The sequence below is a fragment of the Spartinivicinus ruber genome (genome assembly GCF_011009015.1).
Taxonomy (GTDB): Bacteria; Pseudomonadota; Gammaproteobacteria; order Pseudomonadales; family Zooshikellaceae; genus Spartinivicinus; species Spartinivicinus ruber.
Genome location: NZ_CP048878.1, coordinates 1,365,210 through 1,390,132, shown reverse-complemented (window position 1 = coordinate 1,390,132; position 24,923 = coordinate 1,365,210). Strand labels below are relative to the sequence as shown.

39 protein-coding genes and 2 pseudogenes are annotated in these 24,923 nt (G+C 40.3%); 13 read left to right on the top strand and 28 right to left on the bottom strand.

All coding sequences use genetic code 11. The features are described from left to right. Positions 1-3 precede the first annotated feature (3 nt). From G4Y78_RS06750 to G4Y78_RS06730, 5 genes are read right to left on the bottom strand one after another with little or no spacing between them, the layout of a single operon-like run. The gene (locus G4Y78_RS06750) at positions 4-576 is read right to left on the bottom strand and encodes a phage baseplate assembly protein V (protein ID WP_163832307.1); all 573 of its coding nucleotides are present in this window, start codon (positions 574-576) and stop codon (positions 4-6) included. Then, positions 551-1,411 (bottom strand): tail completion protein gp17, encoded by an 861-nt coding sequence (gp17, locus tag G4Y78_RS06745; RefSeq protein ID WP_163832306.1) that lies wholly within the window; start codon positions 1,409-1,411, stop codon positions 551-553. Before gp17 ends, G4Y78_RS06750 begins: the two co-directional genes overlap by 26 nt. Continuing rightward, positions 1,404-1,814 (bottom strand): HK97 gp10 family phage protein, encoded by a 411-nt coding sequence (locus G4Y78_RS06740; RefSeq protein WP_163832305.1) that lies wholly within the window; start codon positions 1,812-1,814, stop codon positions 1,404-1,406. The genes gp17 and G4Y78_RS06740 overlap by 8 nt, the downstream gene beginning before the upstream one ends. After that, the gene (locus G4Y78_RS06735; protein ID WP_163832304.1) at positions 1,804-2,124 is read right to left on the bottom strand and encodes a phage head closure protein; all 321 of its coding nucleotides are present in this window, start codon (positions 2,122-2,124) and stop codon (positions 1,804-1,806) included. Before G4Y78_RS06735 ends, G4Y78_RS06740 begins: the two co-directional genes overlap by 11 nt. Then, complete coding sequence (locus G4Y78_RS06730; protein WP_163832303.1) at positions 2,121-2,429, bottom strand: head-tail connector protein; 309 nt, start codon at positions 2,427-2,429, stop codon at positions 2,121-2,123. Before G4Y78_RS06730 ends, G4Y78_RS06735 begins: the two co-directional genes overlap by 4 nt. 172 nt (positions 2,430-2,601) lie before the next feature. Here G4Y78_RS06730 and G4Y78_RS06725 point away from each other — a divergent pair, with 172 nt between their 5' ends. Beyond that, a complete protein-coding gene (locus G4Y78_RS06725) occupies positions 2,602-2,901 on the top strand; it encodes a hypothetical protein (protein WP_163832302.1) in 300 nt (99 codons plus the stop codon). Between the two features lie 39 nt (positions 2,902-2,940). On the opposite strand, the gene G4Y78_RS06720 is transcribed toward G4Y78_RS06725, so the two are convergent. The 18 genes and pseudogenes from G4Y78_RS06720 to G4Y78_RS06640 all read right to left on the bottom strand — a co-directional run bounded on the left by G4Y78_RS06720 (position 2,941) and on the right by G4Y78_RS06640 (position 13,166). Beyond that, a complete protein-coding gene (locus G4Y78_RS06720) occupies positions 2,941-4,152 on the bottom strand; it encodes a phage major capsid protein (protein ID WP_163832301.1) in 1,212 nt (403 codons plus the stop codon). 4 nt (positions 4,153-4,156) lie between these two features. Then, positions 4,157-4,807 carry an HK97 family phage prohead protease gene (locus tag G4Y78_RS06715; protein ID WP_163832300.1) on the bottom strand — a complete coding sequence of 217 codons (651 nt, stop codon included), beginning with the start codon at positions 4,805-4,807 and terminating at the stop codon, positions 4,157-4,159. Continuing rightward, complete coding sequence (locus G4Y78_RS06710) at positions 4,794-6,002, bottom strand: phage portal protein (protein ID WP_163832299.1); 1,209 nt, start codon at positions 6,000-6,002, stop codon at positions 4,794-4,796. Before G4Y78_RS06710 ends, G4Y78_RS06715 begins: the two co-directional genes overlap by 14 nt. Then, the gene (locus tag G4Y78_RS06705; RefSeq protein WP_163832298.1) at positions 5,999-7,696 is read right to left on the bottom strand and encodes a terminase large subunit; all 1,698 of its coding nucleotides are present in this window, start codon (positions 7,694-7,696) and stop codon (positions 5,999-6,001) included. The genes G4Y78_RS06710 and G4Y78_RS06705 overlap by 4 nt, the downstream gene beginning before the upstream one ends. Then, positions 7,693-8,145: a phage terminase small subunit P27 family gene (locus G4Y78_RS06700; protein WP_163832297.1), complete on the bottom strand. Its 453-nt coding sequence runs from the start codon at positions 8,143-8,145 to the stop codon at positions 7,693-7,695. Before G4Y78_RS06700 ends, G4Y78_RS06705 begins: the two co-directional genes overlap by 4 nt. A 161-nt stretch (positions 8,146-8,306) precedes the next feature. Continuing rightward, positions 8,307-8,672 carry an HNH endonuclease gene (locus tag G4Y78_RS06695; protein ID WP_163832296.1) on the bottom strand — a complete coding sequence of 122 codons (366 nt, stop codon included), beginning with the start codon at positions 8,670-8,672 and terminating at the stop codon, positions 8,307-8,309. Between the two features lie 154 nt (positions 8,673-8,826). After that, positions 8,827-9,147: pseudogene (locus G4Y78_RS31645) on the bottom strand (phage antirepressor KilAC domain-containing protein); the annotation flags it as partial. A gap of 135 nt (positions 9,148-9,282) precedes the next feature. Next, positions 9,283-9,558: pseudogene (locus G4Y78_RS31640) on the bottom strand (BRO-N domain-containing protein); the annotation flags it as partial. A gap of 72 nt (positions 9,559-9,630) precedes the next feature. Beyond that, the gene (locus G4Y78_RS06685; RefSeq protein ID WP_163832294.1) at positions 9,631-9,852 is read right to left on the bottom strand and encodes an HP1 family phage holin; all 222 of its coding nucleotides are present in this window, start codon (positions 9,850-9,852) and stop codon (positions 9,631-9,633) included. A 20-nt stretch (positions 9,853-9,872) separates the two neighbouring features. Continuing rightward, positions 9,873-10,265: a hypothetical protein gene (locus G4Y78_RS06680; protein ID WP_163832293.1), complete on the bottom strand. Its 393-nt coding sequence runs from the start codon at positions 10,263-10,265 to the stop codon at positions 9,873-9,875. Continuing rightward, positions 10,237-10,407, bottom strand: coding sequence for a hypothetical protein (locus tag G4Y78_RS06675; protein ID WP_163832292.1), 171 nt, complete (start codon positions 10,405-10,407; stop codon positions 10,237-10,239). Before G4Y78_RS06675 ends, G4Y78_RS06680 begins: the two co-directional genes overlap by 29 nt. Next, positions 10,391-10,813: an N-acetylmuramoyl-L-alanine amidase gene (locus tag G4Y78_RS06670; protein WP_163832291.1), complete on the bottom strand. Its 423-nt coding sequence runs from the start codon at positions 10,811-10,813 to the stop codon at positions 10,391-10,393. The genes G4Y78_RS06675 and G4Y78_RS06670 overlap by 17 nt, the downstream gene beginning before the upstream one ends. 2 nt (positions 10,814-10,815) lie before the next feature. Continuing rightward, complete coding sequence (locus G4Y78_RS06665) at positions 10,816-10,989, bottom strand: YodC family protein (protein ID WP_163832290.1); 174 nt, start codon at positions 10,987-10,989, stop codon at positions 10,816-10,818. Between the two features lie 160 nt (positions 10,990-11,149). Further along, positions 11,150-11,722 carry a hypothetical protein gene (locus G4Y78_RS06660; protein WP_163832289.1) on the bottom strand — a complete coding sequence of 191 codons (573 nt, stop codon included), beginning with the start codon at positions 11,720-11,722 and terminating at the stop codon, positions 11,150-11,152. Between the two features lie 239 nt (positions 11,723-11,961). Further along, positions 11,962-12,279, bottom strand: a complete 318-nt coding sequence (locus G4Y78_RS06655) for a PDDEXK family nuclease (RefSeq protein WP_163832288.1) — start codon at positions 12,277-12,279, stop codon at positions 11,962-11,964. After that, positions 12,266-12,511: a hypothetical protein gene (locus G4Y78_RS06650; protein WP_163832287.1), complete on the bottom strand. Its 246-nt coding sequence runs from the start codon at positions 12,509-12,511 to the stop codon at positions 12,266-12,268. Before G4Y78_RS06650 ends, G4Y78_RS06655 begins: the two co-directional genes overlap by 14 nt. A 32-nt stretch (positions 12,512-12,543) precedes the next feature. Continuing rightward, positions 12,544-12,807 carry a hypothetical protein gene (locus G4Y78_RS06645; protein WP_163832286.1) on the bottom strand — a complete coding sequence of 88 codons (264 nt, stop codon included), beginning with the start codon at positions 12,805-12,807 and terminating at the stop codon, positions 12,544-12,546. Beyond that, positions 12,804-13,166, bottom strand: a complete 363-nt coding sequence (locus G4Y78_RS06640; RefSeq protein WP_163832285.1) for a Ref family recombination enhancement nuclease — start codon at positions 13,164-13,166, stop codon at positions 12,804-12,806. Before G4Y78_RS06640 ends, G4Y78_RS06645 begins: the two co-directional genes overlap by 4 nt. Before the next feature lie 355 nt (positions 13,167-13,521). On the opposite strand from G4Y78_RS06640, the gene G4Y78_RS06635 reads away from it, so the two are divergent. Beyond that, a complete protein-coding gene (locus G4Y78_RS06635) occupies positions 13,522-14,247 on the top strand; it encodes a hypothetical protein (protein ID WP_163832284.1) in 726 nt (241 codons plus the stop codon). 25 nt (positions 14,248-14,272) lie between these two features. Beyond that, the gene (locus tag G4Y78_RS06630) at positions 14,273-15,085 is read left to right on the top strand and encodes a pentapeptide repeat-containing protein (protein WP_163832283.1); all 813 of its coding nucleotides are present in this window, start codon (positions 14,273-14,275) and stop codon (positions 15,083-15,085) included. A 54-nt stretch (positions 15,086-15,139) separates the two neighbouring features. Here the strand turns inward: G4Y78_RS06630 and G4Y78_RS06625 are convergent, their stop codons facing one another. From G4Y78_RS06625 to G4Y78_RS06615, 3 genes are all read right to left on the bottom strand, one after another. Then, complete coding sequence (locus G4Y78_RS06625; RefSeq protein ID WP_163832282.1) at positions 15,140-15,484, bottom strand: hypothetical protein; 345 nt, start codon at positions 15,482-15,484, stop codon at positions 15,140-15,142. Between the two features lie 149 nt (positions 15,485-15,633). Beyond that, on the bottom strand, positions 15,634-16,365 hold the full coding sequence (locus G4Y78_RS06620; protein ID WP_163832281.1) for a replication protein P: 732 nt from the start codon (positions 16,363-16,365) through the stop codon (positions 15,634-15,636). Positions 16,366-16,367: 2 nt separating this feature from the next. Further along, positions 16,368-17,237, bottom strand: coding sequence for a DnaT-like ssDNA-binding domain-containing protein (locus tag G4Y78_RS06615; RefSeq protein WP_163832280.1), 870 nt, complete (start codon positions 17,235-17,237; stop codon positions 16,368-16,370). Between the two features lie 569 nt (positions 17,238-17,806). Here G4Y78_RS06615 and G4Y78_RS06610 point away from each other — a divergent pair. From G4Y78_RS06610 to G4Y78_RS06565, 10 genes are all read left to right on the top strand, one after another. After that, positions 17,807-18,565, top strand: a complete 759-nt coding sequence (locus tag G4Y78_RS06610; RefSeq protein ID WP_163832279.1) for a helix-turn-helix transcriptional regulator — start codon at positions 17,807-17,809, stop codon at positions 18,563-18,565. Between the two features lie 167 nt (positions 18,566-18,732). Continuing rightward, entirely contained in the window at positions 18,733-19,173 is a 441-nt protein-coding gene (locus G4Y78_RS06605) for a helix-turn-helix transcriptional regulator (RefSeq protein WP_163832278.1), read from the top strand. Further along, on the top strand, positions 19,143-19,649 hold the full coding sequence (rdgC, locus tag G4Y78_RS06600; protein WP_163832277.1) for a recombination-associated protein RdgC: 507 nt from the start codon (positions 19,143-19,145) through the stop codon (positions 19,647-19,649). The genes G4Y78_RS06605 and rdgC overlap by 31 nt, the downstream gene beginning before the upstream one ends. 2 nt (positions 19,650-19,651) lie before the next feature. Further along, positions 19,652-19,852 carry a hypothetical protein gene (locus tag G4Y78_RS06595; protein WP_163832276.1) on the top strand — a complete coding sequence of 67 codons (201 nt, stop codon included), beginning with the start codon at positions 19,652-19,654 and terminating at the stop codon, positions 19,850-19,852. Positions 19,853-19,928: 76 nt separating this feature from the next. Next, positions 19,929-20,423: a hypothetical protein gene (locus G4Y78_RS06590; RefSeq protein WP_163832275.1), complete on the top strand. Its 495-nt coding sequence runs from the start codon at positions 19,929-19,931 to the stop codon at positions 20,421-20,423. 29 nt (positions 20,424-20,452) lie between these two features. After that, positions 20,453-20,668 (top strand): hypothetical protein, encoded by a 216-nt coding sequence (locus tag G4Y78_RS06585; RefSeq protein WP_163832274.1) that lies wholly within the window; start codon positions 20,453-20,455, stop codon positions 20,666-20,668. A 17-nt stretch (positions 20,669-20,685) separates the two neighbouring features. After that, positions 20,686-21,087 (top strand): hypothetical protein, encoded by a 402-nt coding sequence (locus G4Y78_RS06580; RefSeq protein ID WP_163832273.1) that lies wholly within the window; start codon positions 20,686-20,688, stop codon positions 21,085-21,087. Between the two features lie 2 nt (positions 21,088-21,089). Further along, on the top strand, positions 21,090-21,425 hold the full coding sequence (locus tag G4Y78_RS06575; protein WP_163832272.1) for a hypothetical protein: 336 nt from the start codon (positions 21,090-21,092) through the stop codon (positions 21,423-21,425). A gap of 10 nt (positions 21,426-21,435) precedes the next feature. Further along, entirely contained in the window at positions 21,436-21,822 is a 387-nt protein-coding gene (locus G4Y78_RS30765) for a hypothetical protein (protein WP_222937655.1), read from the top strand. Positions 21,823-21,828: 6 nt separating this feature from the next. Continuing rightward, on the top strand, positions 21,829-23,082 hold the full coding sequence (locus tag G4Y78_RS06565) for a tyrosine-type recombinase/integrase (RefSeq protein ID WP_163832271.1): 1,254 nt from the start codon (positions 21,829-21,831) through the stop codon (positions 23,080-23,082). Between the two features lie 64 nt (positions 23,083-23,146). On the opposite strand, the gene G4Y78_RS06560 is transcribed toward G4Y78_RS06565, so the two are convergent. Together G4Y78_RS06560 and G4Y78_RS06555 are read right to left on the bottom strand one after the other, a co-directional pair. Next, a complete protein-coding gene (locus G4Y78_RS06560; RefSeq protein ID WP_163832270.1) occupies positions 23,147-23,521 on the bottom strand; it encodes an ASCH domain-containing protein in 375 nt (124 codons plus the stop codon). Further along, the gene (locus G4Y78_RS06555; RefSeq protein ID WP_163832269.1) at positions 23,493-24,551 is read right to left on the bottom strand and encodes an N-acetyltransferase; all 1,059 of its coding nucleotides are present in this window, start codon (positions 24,549-24,551) and stop codon (positions 23,493-23,495) included. Before G4Y78_RS06555 ends, G4Y78_RS06560 begins: the two co-directional genes overlap by 29 nt. Positions 24,552-24,923: the final 372 nt, after the last annotated feature.

The window sequence follows — 24,923 nt, the reverse complement described above, 5'->3', positions numbered from 1 at the left end:
AATTTACTGTCTGTTCCCTGTTGGCACCGCTGTACTGTGGCCAACAACATCATGCTTGTGTCCGTTATAAATATCCCGATCCGCCTGCATACTGCGGGTGTGATCGGTTATTTCTTGAGTGGCTTTAATATTTCCCTCAACCAATAAATCACCGACAAAATGAATACCTTCAGGGCTAATTAGCTTGGTATTACCTGCCCCCGTTAACTCAATGATTAATTCATCATTGCCTCGGTGATAGCTAAACCGGGCATGATTTTTAAACTGCCATACCGACTCATCTGGATCATGGCTAGGGGTTGGGTACTTGTTTTGATAGACAGCCGGTAACACAAAACCATTGGCTAATTCGCCACTGGGGGATAACACAATGACTTGCTCACCCACTTCCGGTGCCCACCAGCTTTGGTCATTACCAGCTCTGGTAGTTAACCAAGGTAACCAACCAGAGGTTAATTCATCAATTTGAACCCTGACGCGAGTGCGTTGATGGTCAACTTGGTGAATGGTGCCAGGGCGAATTAAGTTAACTAAAAGCCGGTAAAGCTCATTAACGCGAAACAACTCGGTAGTCATCTTTATGGGGGATTCCAATCTCAGGGGCATCACTGCATAAGACAGTGGTTGGTGGTGTACCGCTGTCTTGCCAGATTGATGCTTCGGTTCTAATCACTTGCTGCCAATTCACTTGCCAGCGCTCGTAGGGTGTCTCACCCAGTGACATAACTTCTTGATCAGCGGTAATGTTTTTCGGGAAGTCCAGCGCGTCGCCTAAGTCCCATTGATTTGCATTAATCAGTAATGATACTTGAGTCGCCAAATCCCCAGCGTAGCCGACTTGATGGCAACAATAGGCAGTTAAGTTACATTCTACTGCGCCAGGCCCGCTCCAATCGTTAGCAGGCTTAATTTGTCGTAGCTTAAGGACAATGGCGGGTAATACCGGCTGAACTAGTTGGTAATCAGTCAGCGCGGTATTGGAAACCGTAGACAGCTGCTGCTGTACATTATTTAAAAACTGTTTAATTGGGCTTTTGTCTGGGGTGCTTTGCCGATCTGCCACTAAGGCTAAATCACCCCAGCACTCAAACTCCATAATCACCGAGTGCAGCATTTTTTCGGGTTCAAAGCCATCCGCACTGGATATCAGTTGCAGCCCCAAGCTTGCAAACTCAGTTATACACTGCTTTTGTAGCAAATGTGCTTGGCCATAATTTTGGCTCCAAACAACCACCTGAAATACGCTGTTTTGTCCACTGATTTCAGTGGTATTAATACGGCCACTGCCTTGAGCTGCATTCACCCGATGGTAAGTGATGGCTGGGTATTTGGCTTTTTCAGGTAGTATGGTTGGGTAAGCTCGATCATCCACTAATGCGGACAAGGCTTGTTGGATTTTAATTTCAATCATTTAGCAATTCATCAAGCCTTTTTTCAATCAGCTCGATAACCTCCTGCTTAGCGTTGGAAAAATTGGATTGATCAACAGCGGGTTGAATAAAGGGCTTCTTGGCTTTTTGCCGGTTGTTGCCATATTCCATGGCTAACGCTTTTTGTACGACCGATGGCTGGTGTTTTTTTTGCGAAATGCCGGAATAAACCACCGCAAATTGGTCTTTAGCAAATGATTTATGATTAAGCGCTTTTTTTAGTTCACCGGTATCAATCGGTGCATTCTGCTTCATCTGCTTTTTAACCGGCTTGATAATTTCTAACAATCCTTGCCGTACTGCCCGGTTAATGAGCTTTTCTTCAATATCACGAAACTGCTCGGTTAACTCTTCCACATCGGTTAAATTCAGATTAAGTTTCATGCGCTTCACACATCAGCTGTAGCTCGCGATTAGCTTCTCTGGGGTTAAGTGGCGCATGAATTTCAAATACTCGATCTTTGTACTTCACCCGATACTGTGACTTAATCCCTGGCCGATAGCGAATCGTTATTTTGTAATTAATGGCGTTATTAATTTGCTGGGCAGCAAAAAACTCTTTACCTGATATGGGATCAATGGCGGCTCTTGTTGTACATACCACGACCCAATTTTTAGTGGGCTGGCCAAATTCATCCTTAATCAACTCAGGTTTTTCAATGGCAATACGATGTTTTAAGCGGCCGGCTCTCATAGGGATTTAAAACGGTATTTATTCCAAATAGCTTGGGTCGATAACGGTAATTCGCTGACAACCCCTCCAATCACTACAGACTCCCGGTTGTTATACCAGTGGCCAATTAGCATGAGTAAACCAATTTCAATTTCACGGGTGATCATCACGGCTGTATCAGTAGGGTTTTCCTTCACTAACGGACGTTGTGTGGTGCTTTCAAAGTTAGCGATAGCCGCCTCGGTTAATACTTGCAAATAGGCGTCATCTTCGGTTAACGCCTCATCAATATTGAGATGCTTTTTTACTAACTCAAGGTTAATCATCTTGATTTAAAGTATGAAATGTAGATAGCAATTTGGTAAAGAGTACCAATCTAAAGTTTGCACTGAATTTGCACATTTTATACGTTGAAATTGCACATATTTTAAGTAACATGGTTAATGTATTTTTTTAAAACATTTAATATTCATGCACCTTTCCAGGAACATATTTTATATGAAGAAATACCTACTATTCTTTGGCCTCATCTGTATAAATACTACCAATGCATATGAAAATATTTATTCCTGCCCAAAATACAAACAGCAAGAAATAACGGTTACTAAATGGGTTGTTAGATCGAATAAAACCTGTAGAGGCTGGGTTTCAGGATGCTATGCGACTACAAGCGGTGGCTATACATCATTAGGTTCTGCACCTAGGTTTGATTCTCCTGAAGAGGCCAAAAAACGTATGGGGGCAAGTGATGAATTTTTAGAAACTGTCACTGAAAAAATTAGAGTGTGTAAAATGTAACATTTATTAATAGCCAGGAGTTCTGGCTATTAAAAGTGGTTAACCCCCTTTAATTTGTAATACCTTAACAGCATTGCTATCCAACAACATATTCCCCACCCGCTTGGTGGTATAAAACGACACAAAGGGTTTATTGGTGTAGGGATCGCGCAACACTCGGGTACCAATCCGATCTAAGATCAAATACGCCCGCTTAAAGTTACCAAAGGATATCGGCGCTTTTTTCGCGGCAATGTCATCGACTTGCTCATTTTCTGTCAGCGAATAGCCTAGTAGCCGTGAAGGCTCACCGGCTTGTAAGCCAGGGCTCCATAAATAATTACCGTCATTATCCTTCATCAGCCGTACTTGCCCAACACTGGTGCTGTTCATCATCCAGCGAGCACCGGTGCGGTATTTACGTTTTAAAGCGTACAACAGCTTTAACAGGTCATCTGCTTCGAGCTTAGCGGTGGCGGTATCCAAATACTGCAATTTGCCAAACGCTCTTTTATCATCGGTCTCCAAAGTGCGAGGATAAGCAAACAATCCCTTTGGCTTGTCGTTACCATCACCACGGGTAAAGGCAATTTCTTCTTGTTCGCTAAATTCTTCGCCAACTTCCCCCACTAAAAACTGTTGTACATTAAAAAATGCATCATCCAGCATGGTTTGCGTGGCTTCAGGATTGGCGTAAATCTCTCCCCAGATGGGTGTAATCGTTTTGAGTTTAGGGGTATCCGTTTGTGGTCTTGGGTCTGTTTCCCCTACCCAGCCGGATGTGGCTCGGCCTTCTTTACGTAATTTTTTAAACTCAGGCGTTGATAAGGTTTGGCTGGCGCAAACCGAACGCATCACCACTTGATCACGGCCAAAACCGATAATTTGCCGGTCTAATTGTTCCGGTACCGCATAACCGCCATCCTCATCATTGCCGGTTTGCATGGTTTTGGTTTTTAAATCATCGATCTGGTCGGTTTTACCTTTTCTGACAAATTGATCAAAGGCTTTTTCATATTCGGCGTTTTGTTGTTTACCGCCAAACGTGCTGCCGGGGCGATTCGCTTTGGTTTCCAGTTCTTCAAACTGACCTTTGAGCTTTTCCAGTTCTGAGAGTTTGTCATTGATTGACTTCAGTTTGCCTTCCACCAATCCATCCAGCGCGTCACCTTTTTCTAAGGTCGTTAAGCGTTCATCATTGGTTTTTTTAAACTCATTAAAGGCACCACCTAATGCCTCAATTGTTTTATTAATCTCTTCAGCGTAAGCCATTGATTTATCCTTTTAAGGTTTGAATAAGGGATTGCAATTGATTCACGGTACTTGATAACTCAGCGTCTCGCTGATTCAAGGCGTGATAACCATCGGCCATTAAGCCTTTGGCTTGGGCTCGCGATAAACCGGCTTCGCGCAGGAATCGCTCAAAGGTTTTGGGGCCACCGTCAATGGCGGATTTAACGCCATCCACCGTGGCCGATTCATTAGCAGGAAACGTCACTAAGGACACTTCCCATAATTTCACTTGTTTTAGACGATAGGTGTCGGTGTCTTCATCCCATTCGCCACCACCTTGGGGAGTAGTAAAGCCAATCGATAACCCGGTGACTGAACCGGCTTTTAAATGGGCATACGCCCGCTTCGCTAAGGGATCATCGTCTATTAATAATTTCCCCTCTACATACAGGCCGTGATTATCTTCCACCATTTTGGTATAGACGCCGATAGGCTCGTCATAACGGTGCTGCCACAATAAAGCCGGTAATTTATTTTTCTGTTGCCACTGATTCAGTGATTGTAAAAAAGCGCCTTTTTCAACCACATCACCGTAACTGTCTTCCACATCAAACACCGAGCCATAACCCGCAAATACCCCTGACTCGTCTATCGATTTAATTTCAAAGGGTTTAGCAATCTTAGTGAGTTTCATTTTTCTCTGGCTCTTTACCATTAATCAGCATATTCATGGGGGTTAAATAAATATCGCCGCCATCCCTTGGGTCTAAATCTTCCAGTGCCCGAATTTCATTGGGCGATAGTGAGCCGGTTTGTTGCAGCTTGGTGTAAAACTCGGCACGGGATTTCATATCCCCTCGCAACAGGCTATTCACATTAAACTTGGCAAAGTGGCTGGCACGTTTGACTTCAGGAATTAAACTCACCTGAATCCGCTGCTCAATCCGGGTTAAATACGGCACCAGTGCATTGACCACAAATTCTTGGGCTTGATGTTCAATATTGGAAAACGTGGCTTTTTCTAAATCACCCACCATATGGGGTGGCACGCGAAATAACCCACAAATTTCCGAGCGTTGGTATTTGCGGGTTTCTAAAAACTGAGCATCATCTGACGTCATGCCCACACTCACCCATTGTAAACCCGCCTCTAAAATCGCGACTTTATGGGCGTTATCTAATCCTTGATATTGATCATCCCAGCTTTGTTTAACCCGCTTAACCACATCATCCGTTAACTGCTGATCCGTGCTTAAAATGCCCCCAGGACGCGCCCCATTACTGAATAATTTAGAACCGTGTTTTTCCGTGGCTAAACCCAAGCCAATGGCATTGCGGGCATAGCTAATGGGTGACACGCCTTTGATGCCATCAACGGAAAACCCCTTTACATGGAAGACTTCATCAGCGGTAAGAATGTCGCGGCTACCATTAGCGAAGGTGACATCGTAAACCAGGGTGTAATTGTCCAGTAATTTGGGTTCTACGTTATCTGGGTTTAAGGGTAGTAGTTCCCGTAGCTCACCCTTTACCGTATTTTTATAGGCGTAAAAATTACCTCGCAAACATAAATGGGTAATGCACAACTCCCATAACTCTTGGGAGGTCATATAACTGTTCGGCGACAGTTTAAGTAGGTGATAAAGACGACTCCCAGTGGCTTTTACCCGTTTTTCACCTTGCTGCACAAAATAATTCAGCGGTAACTGGCCAACTGATTCAGCCAATACCCGAATACAGGAAAACACCGTGCAACAACGCATGGCACTCTCAGGCGTAACCGTGATATTGGTATCAGTTTCATAACCCATGCCTAACGCTTGCAGCAAAGCATGGGAATCAAATGGGACCGCCTGACTTTTGGTAAACAGTTTTTTAAAAAAACTCATAGAAAACGAATGCCGTGGTTTTCGTACACTTTATTTAATGAAGGGTTGTCATCGTCGAGCATCGAGCGGCCAATACCCATAATTAATGCAACGGCACCATCAATTTTGTTATGGGGTTTTTCTTTGCGCGGAAAGATATTTTCGTTAGCGTCTTCTTTCACCGTTACGTTCGACATCATCCAGGTTAAAATGGGGTTGCCATCGTGGTGAAGTCGTTGGGCTTTTATCGCGGCTTCTAACTCTTTCATCGCCGGTGAAAAGTTAGAGGTGGTTTGAGGAAATTTAACCGGATTTAAATGGTATTGATCCAGTTCTTGTGCCAGTTGTACCGCGCCCCAAGGGTCATGGGGAATTTCCCTGACTTGATGTTGCTCGGATAGTTCTAGAATATCTTGCCTGACTTGACTGTAATCAATTTCAGCCCCATCAGTTTTCGTTAAATAACCCTCGTTTAACCACTGCTGATACGCAGAGTGGTTTTTATTATTCTCGTCATAGATCGTGTCTTCCGGTAAATAGTGACGAGAAAAGGCATAATAATGCTGTTTATCTGCGACTTGACGGGTAAATACCTGCACAAAAGAACAAATATCAATGTGTGAGGATAAGTCAATGGCAAAAACAGCCTCATCGCCTTTAAAATCGTCAAGGGATAACCTTTTATCACAGCAACGATGCCAATCGACTAAATTAATCCAGGCTTCACGGGCATTGACCCAAACATTCAGGTGCTTCGTTTTAAATGGATTTTGGCGGCTGGCATTGGCGACAGCACTGGCTTGCTGGGATAATAAAAAATCCTCCAATACCGATACATTGTAATTCGGATTGGCTTTGATTAATGCTTCCGGTTGGGTCCAGTCGTCGTCTTCATCAATGGTATAAATCAGCCCCCACAGTTCATCATTCGGCACGGAACCGTTAAGGATATTAATCACTTCTTGTCGTTTATCATAACAAGGCCCAGCAATGTTAAAGCCTGCCGTGGTAATCACAAATAATAATGGCTGCTCTCTAGCGCCCATACCTGAACGCATGGTGTCGTATAAATCACTGGTTTGGTGTTCGTGGTACTCATCAATTAATGCACAACTGGGTGAAGCACCATCACCCGGATTACCAATCAACGGTTCAAAGCGGGCATGATCTAATACAATATGCATGTTTTTCGCATTGATTTGAATGCCCGCATGTTCCTGCAGCTTCGGCCTTTTCTCGACCATGATTTTGGCTGGTCGAAACACCTCCCAGGCTTGTTTTTCAGTGGTAGCGCCTGAGTAAACCTCTGCACCAAACTCACCATCCATGGCAAAGCAATATAAGCCAACGCCTGCCGCCAAAATGGACTTGCCGTTTTTACGGGGGACTTCGTAATACACCTCACGATAACGGCGGGTGTGGTCTTTTTTTCTGCACCAGCCAAATGGCACACCAAACGCAAAACACTGCCAGGGCTCTAAATGAATATTTTGCTTTTTAGAGGCCCACTTGCCTTTGGTATGCGGCAGTAGCTGAACAAATTTACAAATGCGCTCGGCTTTTTCCTCATCAAAATAATAAGGGAAATCAGGATCATCAACTTGGGTTAAGTCAGTTAAATGGCGCTGACACGCTTGAATAACGTATTGGCAAGCCGGTATGTCACCAGAGACCACCGCTTTCGCATAATGTTCAGCTCGCTCGTAATTCGTCATAGATTAAATTCGTTGGTTTCTTCCGCTGGCTGGCCAACCGCTAATCGAGCACGACTGGCAGGATCAAGACCCAACTTGGCACCGTAGCTATCCACCTGTTTAATGGATTCGTTCGCCACGGTACAAGCCGGGCTTTTCTTTAAGTTACCGTTGTTATCTGTGACCATAATGCCGTGTTGTTCTATCGCTGCTTCAGCGGCCCGCCAGCGCGCGTATGCCGTACAAAAGATTTCCAGGTTATGAAAGTCAACTTCAGTTAATACACCACTCTTGATTAACTTCGGGGCTAGATAGCCCCACAACTCTGTAGCAGTAGCATCCAACCAGGCAGGTGGGTCAACATTAGTCAGTGCACCATAACTCGGTTCATCATGATTTAAAGCCCGTTTGCCGGGATTCCCCGCGAGTAACTTCTGCTGGGTGGGCTTTGGTTTTCGACCTCTAGCCATCGCATGTTGTAATTTTTAATTTCGCGGAAATAAAAAAATTCTTGAAACGCTCGATACCTAGCTACAAGCCACAGAGATTAACCCCGCCCCCCTATGGCATTATTATTAATACCTTGCCATTAATTGTGGGCAGCATTGCTTAGAAAGGCTCTCAGGCAGTCTTAGCGACGATAATTTTTTTCTTGATCGGTTTTTTTCTGGTGACAAGGACGACAAATGGCTTGTAGATTTTCAAGTGCATCATCACCGCCTTGGCTCTTGGGTTTAATGTGGTCAACACTATTCGCAGGTGTGTATTTATTCATTAATAAACACGCTTGGCATAAGTAAGTATCACGTTCTAGTACTAGCTTGCGCAGTCTTTCCCATGGCTTACCATAGCCACGCTGGTGACGATTACCTTTGTTCTTTTGCCACTGAGTCCAGCCTGATGCTTGTTGTTTATGTTGCTCACAATAACCGTGTTTTTCTCGGGTTAAACCATTGCAACCTAATGATCGACAAGGACGAGGTGTGCGCTTAGGCATGATGTTCTTTAGTGTTGCTATCTACGTCAGTAGTAGTTAGTGAGTAATTAAATAGTGAAGAGACTAAAACGACTAATAAGATAAATCGCATAATAAATACCTAAAAAAAAGCCCACCGAAGTGGGCAAGCTTCCTTTTGAGTTTACTGGTTAAATTAATGCACTAATAATGCTTGATTCAACTGTTTTGCTAGAAATGTTAGTCCTTTTGGGGTAACCCTAACTTGCTCAACTATCTTTTCTGTTCCATCGGAACGGTATACTTCAGTCACTTTATGTTCTAACAGGCCACGTTGAATTTTATCCTGATACGCTATCCAGTTGGCATTACCGGTCCGGCGATATATCCATTTATTTTCAGATAACCAATTAAATAAATCTTTTGGCCTCACTTGTAAGTCTTTAGCTGCATTAGTAATGCACAATGCACCATCGGATTCAGCAATGCGATGATAGGCCTCTGCTTGCGGTTTCATTACTTCTATTTGCAGGCTTTGTTCTTGTATTTTTTCCATTGATTGAGCCAAGATACCTGCAATTTGTTGTGGATTAGACCAATCAATTTGAGTTAGTCCATAGCTGCCAGTTTTGCGAATACTTGGCAATACTTCTCCCATTACCCACTCTTCAAACTTTTGAGCCTCTGGAAGTTTAGATTTAACAATTAACCTAAATATATCACTTTCCGGAATGATCGCTAACTCTTGAACTCCACTAGTGGTGGGGAGGTAACGTTTCGTTACCCCCTTACAATGACGACCTATTGTAGCGTTTGGATTGCTATAACCTAATAGTTTTGCAACATCTTTAGCCACAAACCAAGGTTCACCATTTTTGTCGATAACACGAATTGATGAGTGATTAAATTCGAAAGGAATAATATTCATAAATTACCTATCTTCTTTATTGTTTTAAAAAAAGCCCACAAGAGTGAGCAAGGTTGGGGGTTGTAGGAAGCCTTACTCTTTATCTATATCAGCACCACCTCGATTTACCTGCTGATAAAACAAAACCGTCTCTCGTTTATCCTGCCGGTGCTTATACACCCAATTAACAACAACAGTAGTCGTGGTCAGAATAATACCGATTATCACACCCCAGTCTTTAAGTGTTAGACCTGCAATCACAGTGGCAGCACTGGCGACATAAGGGGCATTGGATATGATTTTGTCAGTTACCATCTGGTTAACCGTGTTGTCAGTTATTTACCAAATTTATTCGTTAAATACTGAACTAACACACTACGCAGTATTCTTCTAAATCCAAAGGTATCGATAAAAACAAGGGCTAAGGCATATAAGTACCACTCAGGCACGCTAGCTTTTAAGGCATCAAAGCCATCCTGAATATAAATACTCATGTCAGGCAAAAAACAAATGACTAGGGGTAAAACCGTAATAATCAACAAAAAGTCATCTTTCCAGCCTCGCGACTGAATACTCAACGAATCTAGCTCTGAAGCACTGATATTACCTTGCTGAATTTCGTCTAATTGCTTTTGGTGGATGGCTTGCTTAAGTTCGGCTTTGTGTTGTTTGTTGGTTAAATAGGATTGAAATAAACTACTAACGGCTGTGATGATAGTGGCTATCATTTAGTTTGCACTTTCTATTTAAGTAGTCTTGGGAATACTTATTGCGTTGGTGATTACAGTAAATTAATAAACCAATGGCAGGTAATGCAGTGCCAATAAAGGTGGCTGCAAGAATAATGAAAAAGCTAATCGTTAACTCCATTCTGGCTATATTTCCTAATATCCTTAACCGAAATCCACCACTCAGGCACATCAAAGTTAGGGCAGGTTTTCCCAGGGTCTAAACCACAATGGCCAACTACTTCAGCATCAGGATATTTCAATAGCCAATCGTCAATTACTTTTCCTAAGCTAATTAACTGACCGGAAGTAATGCAGTTACGGCCAATTAAGCAAACACCCAGGCTACATTGATTATGGCCTTTAACATGTGCACCAGGCCAGAACTCAGGGCGTCCATTCTCAACGGTGCCATCACGTTTAATCACTTTATGGTATCCGATGCCATCCCACCCCCGTTCTTTATGCCAGCGATGGATATCCTCAGCTGATATATCTCTATCGTCTGGTGTATCAGAACAATGCACAACGAGTTTAGTGATTTTCATAGTTAAAAAGAATTAACTTGCTCTAAAGTAGATTTAGGGAATACGTCTTTATGTGGGGTAGCACCATCAAACCAACGGCATTCGACAGTTGAAGTATTTACATTAATAACAGTCATTACTGGCCCGCCTGATTTTAATCTAACAAGCGAGCCAGCGTATAAATTAGTAGTGTCCATAGTGATATCTAGTAGGGAAATGGTTTTCTGCAGGCATAAAAAAAGCCCCATCGAATGATGAGGCTTTTCCCGAAACTTTCTATACTTGAATGCACTTTAATTTAGACATAAAAATACATTCTGGAGTTAGAGTACACAATTCAGCGCACCCTGTCAAAACTTATTCTGATTTTTTTTCAACAAATTCATTTAAATGCCAAAGCACCTGACCATGCCAATAATGAATTTGCTTTAATGTTTCTGTATAACGTGTGTGCCAGCGCTCACGCCAACATTTATCACTCATACCACAAAATTTAGCTAAGTCTTTTTTTAACGGCTCCCGTTTTCCATTATTACAATTACATTTTCTATACTTATTTGAACGACGATCAACACCTGTTCCTTTACAGGAATTACAAATGTTTTCTGTTATCACTTCATTAATCATCTGTCTTGCAAATTGTTTAAAGAAAATTAGGGAACGCTTTTTGTCATTTGGCCATGGTTCGCGCCATTTCTCCTTCACCCCCACACCTATCACATACTTTTGAACCAGGGTATCCAACTCATACAACACAGTCTTATCACCTGCATACTTTAACAATCCTAATAAGTACGCCTCTCGTGGTAGGTTACCCATACCTAATGCACCAGCAACATCTTCAGCGGTTAATTGGGGAGTACCACCAGGCACACCTTCGTAATTGATACTGCCATGGGCTAATAATGCCATTACGTTTGCATTTACCATACTTCACTCCTTCAAGGGTTTATTCGTTCTTACTAATATGGTCTTAGCCTCTCTAGCACGATAAGTAGCGGCAAATTGGAGGCTTTATTCTTGTTGTTGGTTTTCTTGATTTATGCTTGTTGATTTGGTGTTAGCCGCTCTAATTCAGGTATTAGCGACTGATTTAGACTTAATGCGTTGTACTTAGTTTGTTGTGTGTCTCACCCCCTAATTCGGTCTCAGACTGTCTAGCACGCCTACTAGGAACTAGCAGACAACAGCTTTTGTATAAGCTCTACCGCTCGGCCACTGTGGATTAGCTCGCTGTTGCAGCGGTAGATGTTCCAGCCGAGGCTCATTGCTTCGTGGTATTTCTCCATGTCGTTGGCAAAGCCCTTGCCTCGGTTGTGTCTTCCGTTTACCCATCCACCGCCTTCTACCTCAACGGCTAACTTTTTATCTGGCCAGGCGAAGTCAAAGCGCCATTTTCTAGTTGGGTGGAATCTATATTCAGTGAGTGGCTTAGGTAGCTTGTGTGCTTTTAAGTAAAATTCTAAAGTGGTTTCAAGCTTGCTCACTGATTAGCTCTTTTTTTGTTATAGGGAAAAGATCATCAATCTTTTTCATAAGGTTTTCAGGAATCCTGTATGCTCTAGTGGTTTGCCCATCAGGAGTAAAACCGATCCATTTCTTAGTCAGTGTTTTACCGTCATTTCCATGACAGTAAGTAACACCGGCCCAATCTTCTCGATCATAGCGATAATGCTGTTCACCCAATCCACACTGACAAATTGATTTTTTCCAGTTCATACCTCACCCCCGTTATTTATGTCCTTAGTTGATTAACACCTTTCTACTGCGTGGCCATGTAATTGGCTTAGTTTTAAATAAACTTCGTACATGGCTTGAGCTTCATTGTCTGGTCCACTGCGGGTGTGCCATTCAACTATTCCATCTAGGCTGTATGTGTTGCCTTTTCCGTCTTCCCATACCCACTGACCGGGCTTTACGTTTATTGCGGTTTTACTGACAGCGGGCTTGACTAACTGCTTAAACATTGATTTTGGAAACTGCTGTTTTATGAGTGGCAAGTTGATGCTTGTCATTTTGTTTCCCTTATCCAAGTTTTTAATCCTTCTGGTAGAGGACAGTGGTTTTTAGCAAGTAGGTGTAAGCATTCGATATACGACTGATGTTGGGTGCCGTAGCGCTTTTCAAAACGTGCCTTGTATGGGTGGATTGCCCAGCCTTTTAATATGTTATGGCCGGTTCCGTCTTGGTGGTGTCCAGCACATAGGGGTAATACATACCAATGAGCGTGGTCTTTAGTTCTGCCATCGATATGGTGGATTGATACCCAGTTGTTGTAGCTGCCTGCTTTTCTGCATGCAATACAGCCGACGTGTTCTGCCAGGGTATCATGAAATTGTTTCTGCTCTTTGGTTACTGTACGTCCAGATAGCAATTTATTGCTCCTGAATCTAAATTGAAAAAAGAAACCAGTTTAAAACTGAGGCTTAGGTAAATTATGAAGGGAAAAAAAAGGCATGTTTAGGTGCAATATTGCACTTTAGCTACATTATAGTAAATTTATAATTGACAGTAGACTAGTGCTTCAACCAAAAAGTTCTTTCACTACTCAAGGCAACAGGTGATGCCTGTCTGCTTTGATATACTGGCTCATTCTTAGAGATACAGCATAAGTCAAGGTGAAAAAACTTTATTGTTAGACTACTAGTATCAATCAATTATAAATTGAACCTTGGATGTTATTCGACTATACCACTTATAAGAATAATTCTTAAAAGGCAATATAAATAATGGCCCCTAACACGACAACTAGCGACATAGGTGTGAATCATAGTATTATTTCTGAAAAGGTACCTCATAAAAAAATACATCATTTAAAAATCAGCTTGGAATTTTGCGAGGCTAAATGGTCAAACAAAGAAAATAACAAGCTCACTGATAGAGCTATCCGTTTTCAATTAACTGCTGCTACCTTAGTTTTATCATTAAAAAATGCAAAATTTGATATTCATTCTGAAGACGAATTAAGTTATATGCTAGATTTAGAAATGACATACAAACTTAATGAAAATAATGCAACTGAAAGATCTTCGACTCACGAAGCAAATACAGGGCTAGGAATAAAAGGGGTAAAACCTTATTTTGATAATAAAGGCATGGATAAAAAGTCTATTAGTGAATGTAACTTTAGAGGATATGAATACGATAATCATTTTTGTATAATTGAGAGAAACTCATCAAATCCTAAAAAGCCTGAGTGGCGCTTTAAGTCTACAAAGATTAATCATCCTTTGTCAGGCAAATTGACTAAAAAAAAATTAGGTATAGTTAGGAGTGAAGAACATTCACTAGAATATCATTCGAGCTTTATAGTTTATTGTAATGACATTATTATAACTCATTACCCTAAGTACAAAATACCTTTTAGTGGTTTAGTGAAGGTATATTTAAGAAACAAAATCTCAAAGCTAATCAGCAATAAATCTCATGAGTATTATCTTGAAAATTCTCAATAAATTGCTATAGATAGAAGGATAGCTAATGCTGACAAATCCTAAAGAATTATTCGACGAACTTGAGAAAATAGTAAATAAACTAGAACATAATTCAGAAGTTTCTTTCAATGAAGCGCTTGAAGCGTGGGGTTTAAGTTTAGATAACTTAAGCCAGATTGATCTTTGTAAAGAAAATATGAGAAAGGCTTATCTAAAAGAAGCCAACCTAAAAATGACTAACTTAATAGAAGCTAATCTAGTAAAAGCTGACTTAGAAAATGCTGATCTAGAAGAAGCGAACCTAAAAATGGCTAACCTAAACAATGCTAACCTAAACAATGCTAATCTAATCAATGCTAACCTAAACAATGCTAATCTAGAAAGAGCTTTCTTAATAAGAGCTAACCTAAATATGGCGAACCTAAAGATGGCGAACCTAAAGATGGCTAGACTAAACAAAGCCAACCTAAATAAAGCTAACCTAAACAATGCTAATCTAGAAAGAGCTTTCTTAATAAGAGTTAACCTAAATATGGCGAACCTAAAGATGGCGAACCTAAAGATGGCTAAACTAAGATTGGCTAACTTAATAGAAGCTGACCTAGAAGAAGCTAACCTAAACAAAGCTAAACTAAATGCAGCTAACCTAGCAGGAGCTAACCTAGCAGGGGCTAATCTGGAAGGAGCTAATCTAGAAGGAGCCAATCTAGAAGGAGCTAATCTACATCATTGTAAAATGGATTTAATATGGGTTAAAGAATTCAATTTACAATATTTAAAAACAAATAATGATACAAAGAGTGTGCTAGTAATTATGGAAGGCCCTACACCTCCATCTGATACACAAAAGTTAGCGTAACTCAATTTTATGTTATTAACTGCTTTAGAATAGGAGAAGTTATCTATAAAAATTTTATTTATTTTTCGTAATATTAAATACTTGTCTTCGTGAAAGCCCATACTTAATCGCAATAAGGTCTCCTCTAGAAGCACCTGACCTTGGTTTTACCTTTTCATACTCTTGCCTTACCATTCGGTTTCTAAGCGTCTTAAACTCATTCTTAGCTGGCAAGTTAATGGTTTGGCCTTTAAAACGGACTGCGATCTTACTGGCTAACTCCTGCCCCACTGCCAAAGTGATAAGGTGGTCCTTGCCTATAACACGGGGGATGTATACCCTAGCCCCCCCAAGACACTGACCTAGCTTTATAGCTGCTTGTTCTCCAATGGTTTCAGTTAGTTCATTCATTATCGACATGGTGCATGTCCTCATTTTGTAATCATAAAGCACAAGATGTGAACTTCTATAATTGGCTTGGGTCATATTGATTGCACGGTAGCCCCCGTGTGCATTGCTTCGTTTTACTCACTACTCCCTCAACCTGCGTTGACGAAGCAGTGCTTTTTTTAATTCCTGCCCAACATCCGATATATTTCGTTCATTGCGTCCTTTGGGTTATTTAATTGATCCAGCCCTTTTTCTTGTAACTGCTTTTTTTGCTGATCATCGTGGTAAGCCTTGTTTCGTTCAGCAATGGTTTGTTGTACTTGGCCAGGTAACGCTTTGGGTATATCACTGATGGGCTCGCCCTTGAGTATTTTCTTGGTGATAAAGTCGTAGTTTCTGGTGAAGACAGGCAGTATGTGTTTTTCTGCCATTGACTTTAATTCAAAGAAACCCGTTTGTTTTGCGGCTTCGTATACGGCTTGGTGAGTCCATTTAGCTTTGCCAGGGTTAAGCTCATGAGCATGCTTGCATGCTTCAAGGTAAGCCGTTTCTGGCTCAGGTAATCCCAAATCTTCAGGTTGAGGTGTACACCATTTGATGAACGTGCCAGGAGCAGGAAAATATTTATCATCAATTGACCGAGCTTTATCAAACCCATGGCGTAACTGCTCAAAACTCAAAATGCCATTTTTGATAAATGCTTTGGTCCATTCTTTTTTAGCAACGGCCTCTGCTCGATCATCAGGCAATGACAACCGCCAAGCGGGTCTGATGGATTTCATTCGCTCAAAAACCTGATTAATGATTTTTTCAGTTTGCTCTCGGTTGATTGTTTGTTGCTGGTTGTGGTGTATATCCTGTTGCACAGGTTTAAAATTGATTTTTGAAACGATTTGGTTTACTTGTTCCATGACTAAAAGTCTCCTAAGTCGTTGATCCAGCCTTCTCCTGACTGCATGTTTTCGCACTGCTTCTGGATTTGTTTTACTTGCTGCTCGGTTTTTTGATCCAAAGCTTGATCAAGCTGTTGTTGCCTTTGATGGCGTGGCCACTGATCTATCAAATGTTGAATAAAACGGGCTGTCCAAGCTGGATGCAAATCACCCCGACCAATCCAGTAGAGCTTAAACTCATCAAGTTTTAAGTTGGCAAAGTCAGGATTAATCCCTGCTCGGATTAAACTGGCTTTTACTCGTTTCCAGTCAGGACTCCAATCCTCCGTCATGGGATCACCCTGGGGTTTTATTCGGGTTTCGTATTTTTTTTGAAAAATATCAGGCTCTGAATTTTTGACCTCGCGCGAAGTTGTTGTCGTTGTAGATGATGATTCTAATGATGGTTTGGGGGTCACAGGTGAACCCCTCCCCAGGTCACTAGTGCACCCCTCCCGGTTCACTGGTGAACCCCCTATATTTTCAGGTAGTTCATTTTGAACTCCCTCAATATTCAAGGGCGGGTCATTTTGATCCCCCTCATTTTCTTCAGTTTCAGAGAGGGTATTTAAATTAATTTGGCAGCCTACATGTAAATAAAAATAATTGGATGTGCTTGCACCACTAGCAGCGGCTCGTTCAAACTTTGTTAATACACCTAATTTTGCTAAAGACTTGATATGTCGTTTGACTGTTGAACGTGATAATGATGTTTTTTCCGCAATTGTATCCATAGCCGGCCAGCAGTAACCCTGATCATTCGCATTATCTGCCAACGCTAATAAAACTATTTTTTTATTGGGTTCAAGGTTTGAGAGGGTAAACGCCCAAGCAATCGCTTGTACACTCATAAACACCCCTCCTGAATTACTGCATTGGTGTTGATTTTTTCGGCAGTTTTCTGCATAATATCTACATCCTTTTGTTGTTAAAAAAACTGCTTCGCTTTGACGGGTAAAGCAGTTTTTTTATGCCTGAAATTTATCCCCGCCAATCTACAGCTAAGAAAATCAGCGCGTAAAAAGACCCTGCCAGCAAAAACAATTGATTTGCTAGCCACTAAATTAGGTTTTAATTAAGTTTATTGAGCGTTAAACCCAATAATTGATAACGGTTAAGTTACCCAGACTGGGACTTTGGATTAATGCATCGTGGTTTTACTACTTCCATATCAGCTCTCCTTTATATTGGATACTGTATAAGTAGACATACTTGTTAGTTTCAATGACAGCTAAACAGAAACTCGGTATAGTTTTTACACAACATGAGCGCTAGAACGACGAGAGCCGGGTGTTCCCGTCTCCTTTAACACTCACCCCCAAACTTTGGCGTAAGGGTGCCTCTCAAGCACTAGTGTTAGTGTTGATAAGGGTTTATTATGAGGCCGGGCTTCCTGTGAAGGAGGTCCGGCTTTTTTTATATGTCTAGAATATTATTAACTGAATACTTTGTTGTCAATACAGGCAACGATTTTGGTTACTATTTTTCATTAAAATTTTTATATGCAAGAATGAATACTAAAAATAGCGAGCTAAAAGATAGACTCAGAGTATCAAGACAGGCTACACACCTGTCACAACAGGAGCTTGCTGACAAGCTAGGTGTGACTAAGTCTGCTGTAGGTGCTTGGGAGACAGGAAGAACAAGCCCATCACAGATAGTGCTTAGAGAGATGTCAAATATATTTGACATACCCATAGAATGGCTTGCTTCTGATGAAACATACATAACTGATGATTGGCTTGAGACAGGGTTTGATAAGAATAGTGACTTCAAAGACCGACTGAAGGCTGTCCGCAAGTATCGCAACCTAACTCAGAAAGAGATTGCAGAAAAATTAGGCGTTTCAACCCCGACATTTGCAGCTTGGGAGTCAGGGCGTAACAAACCAAAAAAACTTGTAGTTAAACGATTAAGTGAAGTTTTAGATTGCCCTTATGGGTGGCTTAAATCAGATGAAGGTATCGTTACAAAAGAATGGCTAGATGATGCCGATGATGACCAACCAACTACTAAACCCGATAGTGAAAGCAGCTCACGAAATAAAGTGGTTGAAGGAGCAAGTAAAACCTCTATAAGAGTCACACAATTAGCGCTAGAACATAAGCTAAGCCAGTACGACCTTCAAATGATCAACTCATTGCTTGATGTTATTGAGCGAAGAGAAAAAGCCAAATAGCCCACCTGTATCCGCCCCAGTCTCCCACCCAGAAAATAGCTAATACCTATTAGTAGTCAACCCTCTAATAGATATATACAACTATACTTCCTTGCAACCATATACAAATATAAATATGAATTCAAAATTTACTTAAGGACTCATATTTTATTTCTGATTACAACGCTATGGACAGCACAATAACTACAGATGGACACTGGCAAGCTCACTTGGACAACCCATATTTAGCCCCACGTGAGACTGAATACTGCTTAGGTTTACTATCCGGCAAGACTGATAAAGTCATTGCTCGTGAGCAGGGTGTAGAACCCAACTCAGTGAGCAGCAGAATAAAAAACGTACATTACAAGCTTAAAACTGCTAATCGAGCGCATTTAGTGGCCGAGTTAATACGGCTGAAGATCGTCACCCTTAATGTTTCGCCAGTGGTGATGATGTTATTAGCTGCATTTCTCGTTAATAGTGTGCCGATGGTGATGAATGATAACCCTGATAAACCCAGGCAAGTCCGCATAGTACAACGGACGGGAAGACGGCTGGAGTATTTGCCATTAGATAACTCAAAAGGAGACGAGCTATGTATGAAAACGCAAATGTATATCAGCTAAATGCTAATGCTGATTATGTTGTTGAGCGGTTATTAGGTGGGGTTAGAGATGCGGAGTTTACCCCTTGTAGTAAATATCAAGAATTAAGTTATGGTTTTGTACCGGTTAAAAAAGGTAGTTATCTGGAGACACGAAAAAAATTAGCCGTATTCAAAGTTAAATTAGAGAAAAAGGTATTATCACCTACGGTTTTAAGACAGCGTGTCATTGAAGCTGTTGAAGACCATAAAGACCTTACGGGAGAACGTTTGACTAAACAGCAAATTGAATGTGTATGGAAAGAAATTAGAACCGGGCTGATTCCTCGGGCACCCAAAATAACTACAGTCGTTGAGGTTTATATTGATACGGAGCGAGGCTGCTTAGTTGTTAACAACCAAGATATCGATGTAAATAAGTTATTTCTACAATTATTTATTCAAATGGTTGGTAGAGGGAAAACATCCATGACGCTAGCAAATACGGTAGCCGCATGACTATGGCTACTCGATTACCTCAAAACGAAATAATTAATAATCAACAGCTAAGGAGGAGAAAAACAGAAGCCGACTTACTATGGGATAAAATAACCGAAAAATATCAAGCTGATTTGGCCACTCATAACCGTCTGCGTTGTCGTATGCGATATGTGCTTGATAAAACCCGGCATAAGTTATTTGTAGAACCAGCAAGTTTTTAAATTAATTAAGCAATAGTTTTTTAAACGCTCAATTTTGAGCCACGGCACCTTATTGCCTGAAGAAAGGAGATAATTAATGAATACCCAAACCATCATCAATGAACTTAAAGAGAAGGCTAGAGGTAGTTGGGAAGGAAAAGTCGGTGAAGACAGAGCAGTTAAACTTGAGTCCTTTTTGAATAAAATGCTTACCGAATACTCAGAAAAACTTGGCTACTCCGAGTACGAAATTATCTCTGCTATCGAAAAAACCAGAAATTATTCAGCCATTAACTATTATCAAGAGTCAAACTTTCCCAGTCTAGAAGGTGTTGATGTATATGAAACACTAGAAGACTTGAAAGCTGCAATAAAAACAGTCGCTTTCAAGTGCCCTGCATGCAATGGTATTTCAACTAATCCTTATGAGTGTAATTCTGGTGTGAAGTCAAAAGAAGGTAAAGCGTGTGACTGGAAGTCTTATGGCTTATTTAGAACATTAGGGGAAGGCTATCGATTTACTATCAAAGAAAGCTTTTTAGAAAAACCAAGAATTGACGAAATATTTATGCCAGTTGACCTCATTAAGTAGCTAATACTATCTATTATGGAGAAATTGACATGGAAATCAATCGAATGGAGTTAACTAAAAAGAATTTAAAGATATACGAGAAAGCCAAACAATATATTGAGTATTACACCCTCGCTAAAAATAGAAAACCAAGACAATTACATATTACTAAAGAGCAGTTGGAAGCCTTTAAAACGAACTTAATTAAATACAATTGCAAGCCGCCGTATACCATTAATGGCGTGCGGCTTATACCCTTAAACTAAGGAAGACGCCGATAACCATGATCAATAACGAACTGGACTTACAACCATGGAAACCACGCACCAGGGTGTTTAATTATCGTCGTATTGATGCTAATAGTAATGAAATAGGCGTCACTGAGTTTATTCTTGATCAGTCTGCAGGTATCGCTAACCAGGCAATAGCTAAAATGGTTGCCTCAAATAAATTAAAAAATAATGACTTTGATGCTGAAAAATTGAGTAAAGATAACCAAAAGCTAGTTAATAAAATTTACCAATACATTCAAGTTTTTGAGGCGAATAAAGGTCGTAAGCCACACTTTATTTGGCTTACTCACGACCAGATAAGAAGTATAAAAAGTGATTGCAGAAAAGCTGGAATCTCACCCCCTAAAAATTTCCGAGGGGTAATGTACACGCACTATTTAGGAGCTGTTTAATTATGTTGACTGTAACACGTCGTATCGGTGAATCCCTGAAGGTTGGGGATTACCGGCTGGTAATGCGAGCGAGAAGAGTGGGCGGAGTAACGCTCACTACCTTGCATCGAGGTCATATAAGTATTAAAGACATTGAGTTTGGCCACCCCCTTAAGTTGAATCACGAGATAACTGTTTACCCCTACCCTAGCAATAGGGAGAGTTTATCTAAGTCAATAGGGCAGGCAAAGCTAAGTGTTAGTGCACCTAAACACATAAAAGTCGAACGTGATGAAATTGAAACAGGCTTTTGTCGAAACACTAAAACCAATCAGCCATTTATTGGAGTAATGAGTTAAGGAGAATATCGTGCTTAAGTGGATAAGGGCTACTAAATATCGGCAATTATTCAATGTAAGCGTTATTGAGTTTAACCAACGAAGAAACAAAGGAGAATGGTTGGAAGGGCGAGAATATCGAAAAGCAGCAGATGGTAATTTTTGGGTAAATTTCGCTTACCTTTACGAACATACTGACCACGAAATACAGGGGCTAGATCAAGACATGTTACAGTGGGTTAAACTAAAAAAATATTATGAATTATCAGGTGATACTGCAAATGCCTTCTACCATAAAAAAAGTAGGGGCATATGGAAAGAAGGTTGTGAATATCGGAAAGCAGCAGATGGTGTTATCTGGGTTAACCTCAAAGAAGTGAATAACTTTGCTGCAAAAAGTACTTATACATATAGATAAACCACCATGAGTGAAATTGACGAAATCATTAAAAATATCGAAGTTCCTGCTGGCCTGGAGCTTCGAGTACTTAAGTCTACCGTGAGCTGCAGAATTTACTTTTCTTACAAAGGAGTCAAATGCCGCGAAACGATTACATGCAGAAAAATACCTAAGTTAGAAACACCTACCCACAAGAAGCACTTTACCAATGATATCAAGAAAGACATTGTTTATGCCGACAGTAAACGTGGGTCAATCATATACGAAATTCAGCGTCGAACATTTAAGTACTCCAACCACTTTCCTGAATCAAAGCGATGCACCCTGTTCGGTGAAACATACCATGACAGTGTTACTGTAGGAGACTTGCTGGAAGAGTACTTGCAAAAAGTTGACAAGCTTAAGGAAAGAAGTACAGCCAGAAATTACAAAAAAGCTATTACGGGTCAACTGATGCCCTACTTCCGTGATACTCCCGTTCAGGAGCTAAAGCCAAAACACATACGGGAGTGGATGTATAACAAAAGCTTGTCGTGTAAGCGCAAAACTATTGTTAACAACCTAATCCCCCTTAAGCAGATACTAAAGCAAGCTGTAGCAGATAAAGTCATACTGCGCAGCCCTCTTGATGACATTGATATTGACCAGGAGATTGTCAAGGAAGCCAAAGAAAGTGAGTATGAATGCGACCCTTTCAATATACAGGAAATTGAACAAATCTTATCTCATATGGATGGCCAGGTTCGAAACATTTTTACAACAGCCTTTTTTACTGGCATGCGCACGAGCGAATTGATTGGGCTTACTTGGGAAAAGATAAACTTCAGAGAAGGCTATATCTTGGTAGACCAGGCTAAAGTTGATGGTGTTATGAAAGGCACCAAAACTGGCAAGAAAGGTATCCGCAAGGTGATCATGTTAGAGCCTGTGGTCAAAGCCTTGGAAGATCAAGCTAACTATACGCTTAACCAAGATGCCTATGTATTCCACCACCCTACCCAAAATAAGCCATGGACAAACGATAAACAGCTAAGAATGACTGGCTGGATGCCAGCAATCAAGAGGTCAGGGATACGATATAGAAACCCATACCAAACAAGGCATAGCTTCGCTTGTCTTATGATTGCTCAAAATGAAAACCTGTTCTGGCTTGCAGGTCAATTAGGCCATAAAGGAATCGAGATGCTTAACAGACATTATGGTGCATTTATTGAGCAAAGCGGGGAAAGATATCAACCAAAACAAAACTATTCTAATGTTGCAAAAAAAATTTTCTAAGTGGACTTTTTAGAGCATGTATCATGCAGATACTATTAGTAATAGCATGATACAAATAAAATTTTTAGCGAAGATAGCAAAATGATTGCGGTGGAACACCGTGCGGAATCAGCTTCGTTAGTTCATAAGGTACATTATAAGCTGATGGATTTTTAACTTTTATAGCAAAAGCCTTATTTCTTCCATTAAAATACTTCTCAAAAAACTCCTTACTTATACCTGAATACCTCTTAGTTTTCCTCCATATTAAAGTCGGTTTATCTTGTAATATATCATCTATTTCAAACTCGCCAATAATTTTCCCAACTGGTTTTGTTGCATATATAACTACTGTTGTAACCCTTTGGTCTTTAAATATAGACTTTCTAAATTCATACTTTTTAATTCCAGAAAGTATTTTTTCTGCATATTCAGGCTTTATTGATAATAAGACTTTCATTTACTTTGCCTTTTTTAATAATACCTTCAAACTGACTTTCTGTTAACTCGAAGAAACCCCAGTATTGGTTAGCACTCATACCCAAATCATCTATCATCTCACCTCGAGTAACTCTTTTACTTAATGCAACATTATAGCAAAACTTGATAATAGTAGGGTATTTCTTTTCTGAATAGAACGCTTCTAACTCTCTCTTTTTAAATATACTATATGACGCTGTATAACCAATAAACTCATCTAAAGTTGAAAAGCAACTAATATCCTTAGTTTCTTCAACTACACAGATAGATGTTGCAACCGATCTATAGTGTGCAGGACCTTTTTTATCAGAAGTTCTATAAATTACTAATATATCGCCTTTACACAAACTTTCAACACCCGACATAGCAGTCAAGTAAACTTTATGAATACTGTTTGTATGTGATATATCTTTTACAACTGCATCTTTACTTTCAGTGTTTAATATTGAATCAGGTAATAACCTACTATGCCATTCAGGGTACAAAGATAAAATAAACTTCCTGCCAGTGTTATCTATATAAGGATAATCAGACTTTACTTCACCTATATACACTCCCATTTGTTTCAATAAAACCAGTTCGACGCCATTAGTAGTCGTTTTATCAGCAACCTCTCGAAAACCATATCTCTTAAAAGAATCAATTAAAGCTTCGTGTTTAGGGAAAATAGTTACATAAACTTCACTAACCCCTTCGAGCAGAGCAAAGTCTAACGATTTTTTTATAAAGCGTTCGCCTAGTCTCGTACCATGAGCATTAACTTTAAAGGTGCCGATTTTAAGTCTTTTTTTAGGGGGCAAAGGAGGGCTTATATCTGTAACAGCCTCCTCCTCTATTTTATGATAAAGAAACCCATCAATTTCATTATTATCGTTTTTAAAAACATAAGCGTTATTTTCACATTTTCGCTCAAACCAGTCAGAAAACTCGCTGTAATCTTCTTTCAAAGAATCAAAAAAACTATCCTCTAAATTAATATCTTTGAATTTTAGATATTGCCAATTTAACATATAAAATTCCCTTTTATCTAATCAATCCATGATAAGATTACAATACTGACATATGTATAATGTCTTATAAAGATATTAAAATATAACTCTTTTTTATATAAAAGCGTACTGTTATAGTATATAGTTGACTGGGTATTCTAGATATAAAATCTAAACGAATTTTTTTCCAAGCTAGACACAGCTTTGCCTGTCTGATGATTGCTCAAAATGAAAACCTATTCTGGCTTGCAGGTCAATTAGGCCATAAAGGAATCGAGATGCTTAACAGACATTATGGTGCGTTTATTGAGCAAAGCGGGGAAAGGTTAAAACAAGGGTTCGCAGATGTTTCGGCAAAATTATTTTAGTTGCTCGTTTATTAACTTGTCTAAT

What these genes read in the sequence shown, in the direction of transcription:
- G4Y78_RS06670 (WP_163832291.1), bottom strand. Translation starts at nt 10,813, where the DNA reads ATGAAAATCACTAAACTCGTTGTGCATTGTTCTGATACACCAGACGAT.
- G4Y78_RS06720 (WP_163832301.1), bottom strand. Translation starts at nt 4,152, where the DNA reads ATGGCTTACGCTGAAGAGATTAATAAAACAATTGAGGCATTAGGTGGT.
- G4Y78_RS06630 (WP_163832283.1), top strand. Translation starts at nt 14,273, where the DNA reads ATGCTGACAAATCCTAAAGAATTATTCGACGAACTTGAGAAAATAGTA.
- G4Y78_RS06610 (WP_163832279.1), top strand. Translation starts at nt 17,807, where the DNA reads ATGTCTAGAATATTATTAACTGAATACTTTGTTGTCAATACAGGCAAC.
- G4Y78_RS06665 (WP_163832290.1), bottom strand. Translation starts at nt 10,989, where the DNA reads ATGGACACTACTAATTTATACGCTGGCTCGCTTGTTAGATTAAAATCA.
- G4Y78_RS06735 (WP_163832304.1), bottom strand. Translation starts at nt 2,124, where the DNA reads ATGAGAGCCGGCCGCTTAAAACATCGTATTGCCATTGAAAAACCTGAG.
- G4Y78_RS06605 (WP_163832278.1), top strand. Translation starts at nt 18,733, where the DNA reads ATGGACAGCACAATAACTACAGATGGACACTGGCAAGCTCACTTGGAC.
- G4Y78_RS06705 (WP_163832298.1), bottom strand. Translation starts at nt 7,696, where the DNA reads ATGACGAATTACGAGCGAGCTGAACATTATGCGAAAGCGGTGGTCTCT.
- G4Y78_RS06700 (WP_163832297.1), bottom strand. Translation starts at nt 8,145, where the DNA reads ATGGCTAGAGGTCGAAAACCAAAGCCCACCCAGCAGAAGTTACTCGCG.
- G4Y78_RS06715 (WP_163832300.1), bottom strand. Translation starts at nt 4,807, where the DNA reads ATGAAACTCACTAAGATTGCTAAACCCTTTGAAATTAAATCGATAGAC.
- G4Y78_RS06680 (WP_163832293.1), bottom strand. Translation starts at nt 10,265, where the DNA reads ATGATAGCCACTATCATCACAGCCGTTAGTAGTTTATTTCAATCCTAT.
- G4Y78_RS06625 (WP_163832282.1), bottom strand. Translation starts at nt 15,484, where the DNA reads ATGTCGATAATGAATGAACTAACTGAAACCATTGGAGAACAAGCAGCT.
- G4Y78_RS06595 (WP_163832276.1), top strand. Translation starts at nt 19,652, where the DNA reads ATGGCTACTCGATTACCTCAAAACGAAATAATTAATAATCAACAGCTA.
- G4Y78_RS06580 (WP_163832273.1), top strand. Translation starts at nt 20,686, where the DNA reads ATGATCAATAACGAACTGGACTTACAACCATGGAAACCACGCACCAGG.
- G4Y78_RS06620 (WP_163832281.1), bottom strand. Translation starts at nt 16,365, where the DNA reads ATGGAACAAGTAAACCAAATCGTTTCAAAAATCAATTTTAAACCTGTG.
- G4Y78_RS06675 (WP_163832292.1), bottom strand. Translation starts at nt 10,407, where the DNA reads ATGGAGTTAACGATTAGCTTTTTCATTATTCTTGCAGCCACCTTTATT.
- G4Y78_RS06660 (WP_163832289.1), bottom strand. Translation starts at nt 11,722, where the DNA reads ATGGTAAATGCAAACGTAATGGCATTATTAGCCCATGGCAGTATCAAT.
- G4Y78_RS06590 (WP_163832275.1), top strand. Translation starts at nt 19,929, where the DNA reads ATGAATACCCAAACCATCATCAATGAACTTAAAGAGAAGGCTAGAGGT.
- G4Y78_RS06740 (WP_163832305.1), bottom strand. Translation starts at nt 1,814, where the DNA reads ATGAAACTTAATCTGAATTTAACCGATGTGGAAGAGTTAACCGAGCAG.
- gp17 (WP_163832306.1), bottom strand. Translation starts at nt 1,411, where the DNA reads ATGATTGAAATTAAAATCCAACAAGCCTTGTCCGCATTAGTGGATGAT.
- G4Y78_RS06730 (WP_163832303.1), bottom strand. Translation starts at nt 2,429, where the DNA reads ATGATTAACCTTGAGTTAGTAAAAAAGCATCTCAATATTGATGAGGCG.
- G4Y78_RS06560 (WP_163832270.1), bottom strand. Translation starts at nt 23,521, where the DNA reads ATGAAAGTCTTATTATCAATAAAGCCTGAATATGCAGAAAAAATACTT.
- G4Y78_RS06585 (WP_163832274.1), top strand. Translation starts at nt 20,453, where the DNA reads ATGGAAATCAATCGAATGGAGTTAACTAAAAAGAATTTAAAGATATAC.
- G4Y78_RS06555 (WP_163832269.1), bottom strand. Translation starts at nt 24,551, where the DNA reads ATGTTAAATTGGCAATATCTAAAATTCAAAGATATTAATTTAGAGGAT.
- G4Y78_RS06695 (WP_163832296.1), bottom strand. Translation starts at nt 8,672, where the DNA reads ATGCCTAAGCGCACACCTCGTCCTTGTCGATCATTAGGTTGCAATGGT.
- G4Y78_RS06725 (WP_163832302.1), top strand. Translation starts at nt 2,602, where the DNA reads ATGAAGAAATACCTACTATTCTTTGGCCTCATCTGTATAAATACTACC.
- rdgC (WP_163832277.1), top strand. Translation starts at nt 19,143, where the DNA reads ATGTATGAAAACGCAAATGTATATCAGCTAAATGCTAATGCTGATTAT.
- G4Y78_RS06750 (WP_163832307.1), bottom strand. Translation starts at nt 576, where the DNA reads ATGACTACCGAGTTGTTTCGCGTTAATGAGCTTTACCGGCTTTTAGTT.
- G4Y78_RS06645 (WP_163832286.1), bottom strand. Translation starts at nt 12,807, where the DNA reads ATGACAAGCATCAACTTGCCACTCATAAAACAGCAGTTTCCAAAATCA.
- G4Y78_RS06575 (WP_163832272.1), top strand. Translation starts at nt 21,090, where the DNA reads ATGTTGACTGTAACACGTCGTATCGGTGAATCCCTGAAGGTTGGGGAT.
- G4Y78_RS06650 (WP_163832287.1), bottom strand. Translation starts at nt 12,511, where the DNA reads ATGAACTGGAAAAAATCAATTTGTCAGTGTGGATTGGGTGAACAGCAT.
- G4Y78_RS06565 (WP_163832271.1), top strand. Translation starts at nt 21,829, where the DNA reads ATGAGTGAAATTGACGAAATCATTAAAAATATCGAAGTTCCTGCTGGC.
- G4Y78_RS06685 (WP_163832294.1), bottom strand. Translation starts at nt 9,852, where the DNA reads ATGGTAACTGACAAAATCATATCCAATGCCCCTTATGTCGCCAGTGCT.
- G4Y78_RS06710 (WP_163832299.1), bottom strand. Translation starts at nt 6,002, where the DNA reads ATGAGTTTTTTTAAAAAACTGTTTACCAAAAGTCAGGCGGTCCCATTT.
- G4Y78_RS06635 (WP_163832284.1), top strand. Translation starts at nt 13,522, where the DNA reads ATGGCCCCTAACACGACAACTAGCGACATAGGTGTGAATCATAGTATT.
- G4Y78_RS06615 (WP_163832280.1), bottom strand. Translation starts at nt 17,237, where the DNA reads ATGAGTGTACAAGCGATTGCTTGGGCGTTTACCCTCTCAAACCTTGAA.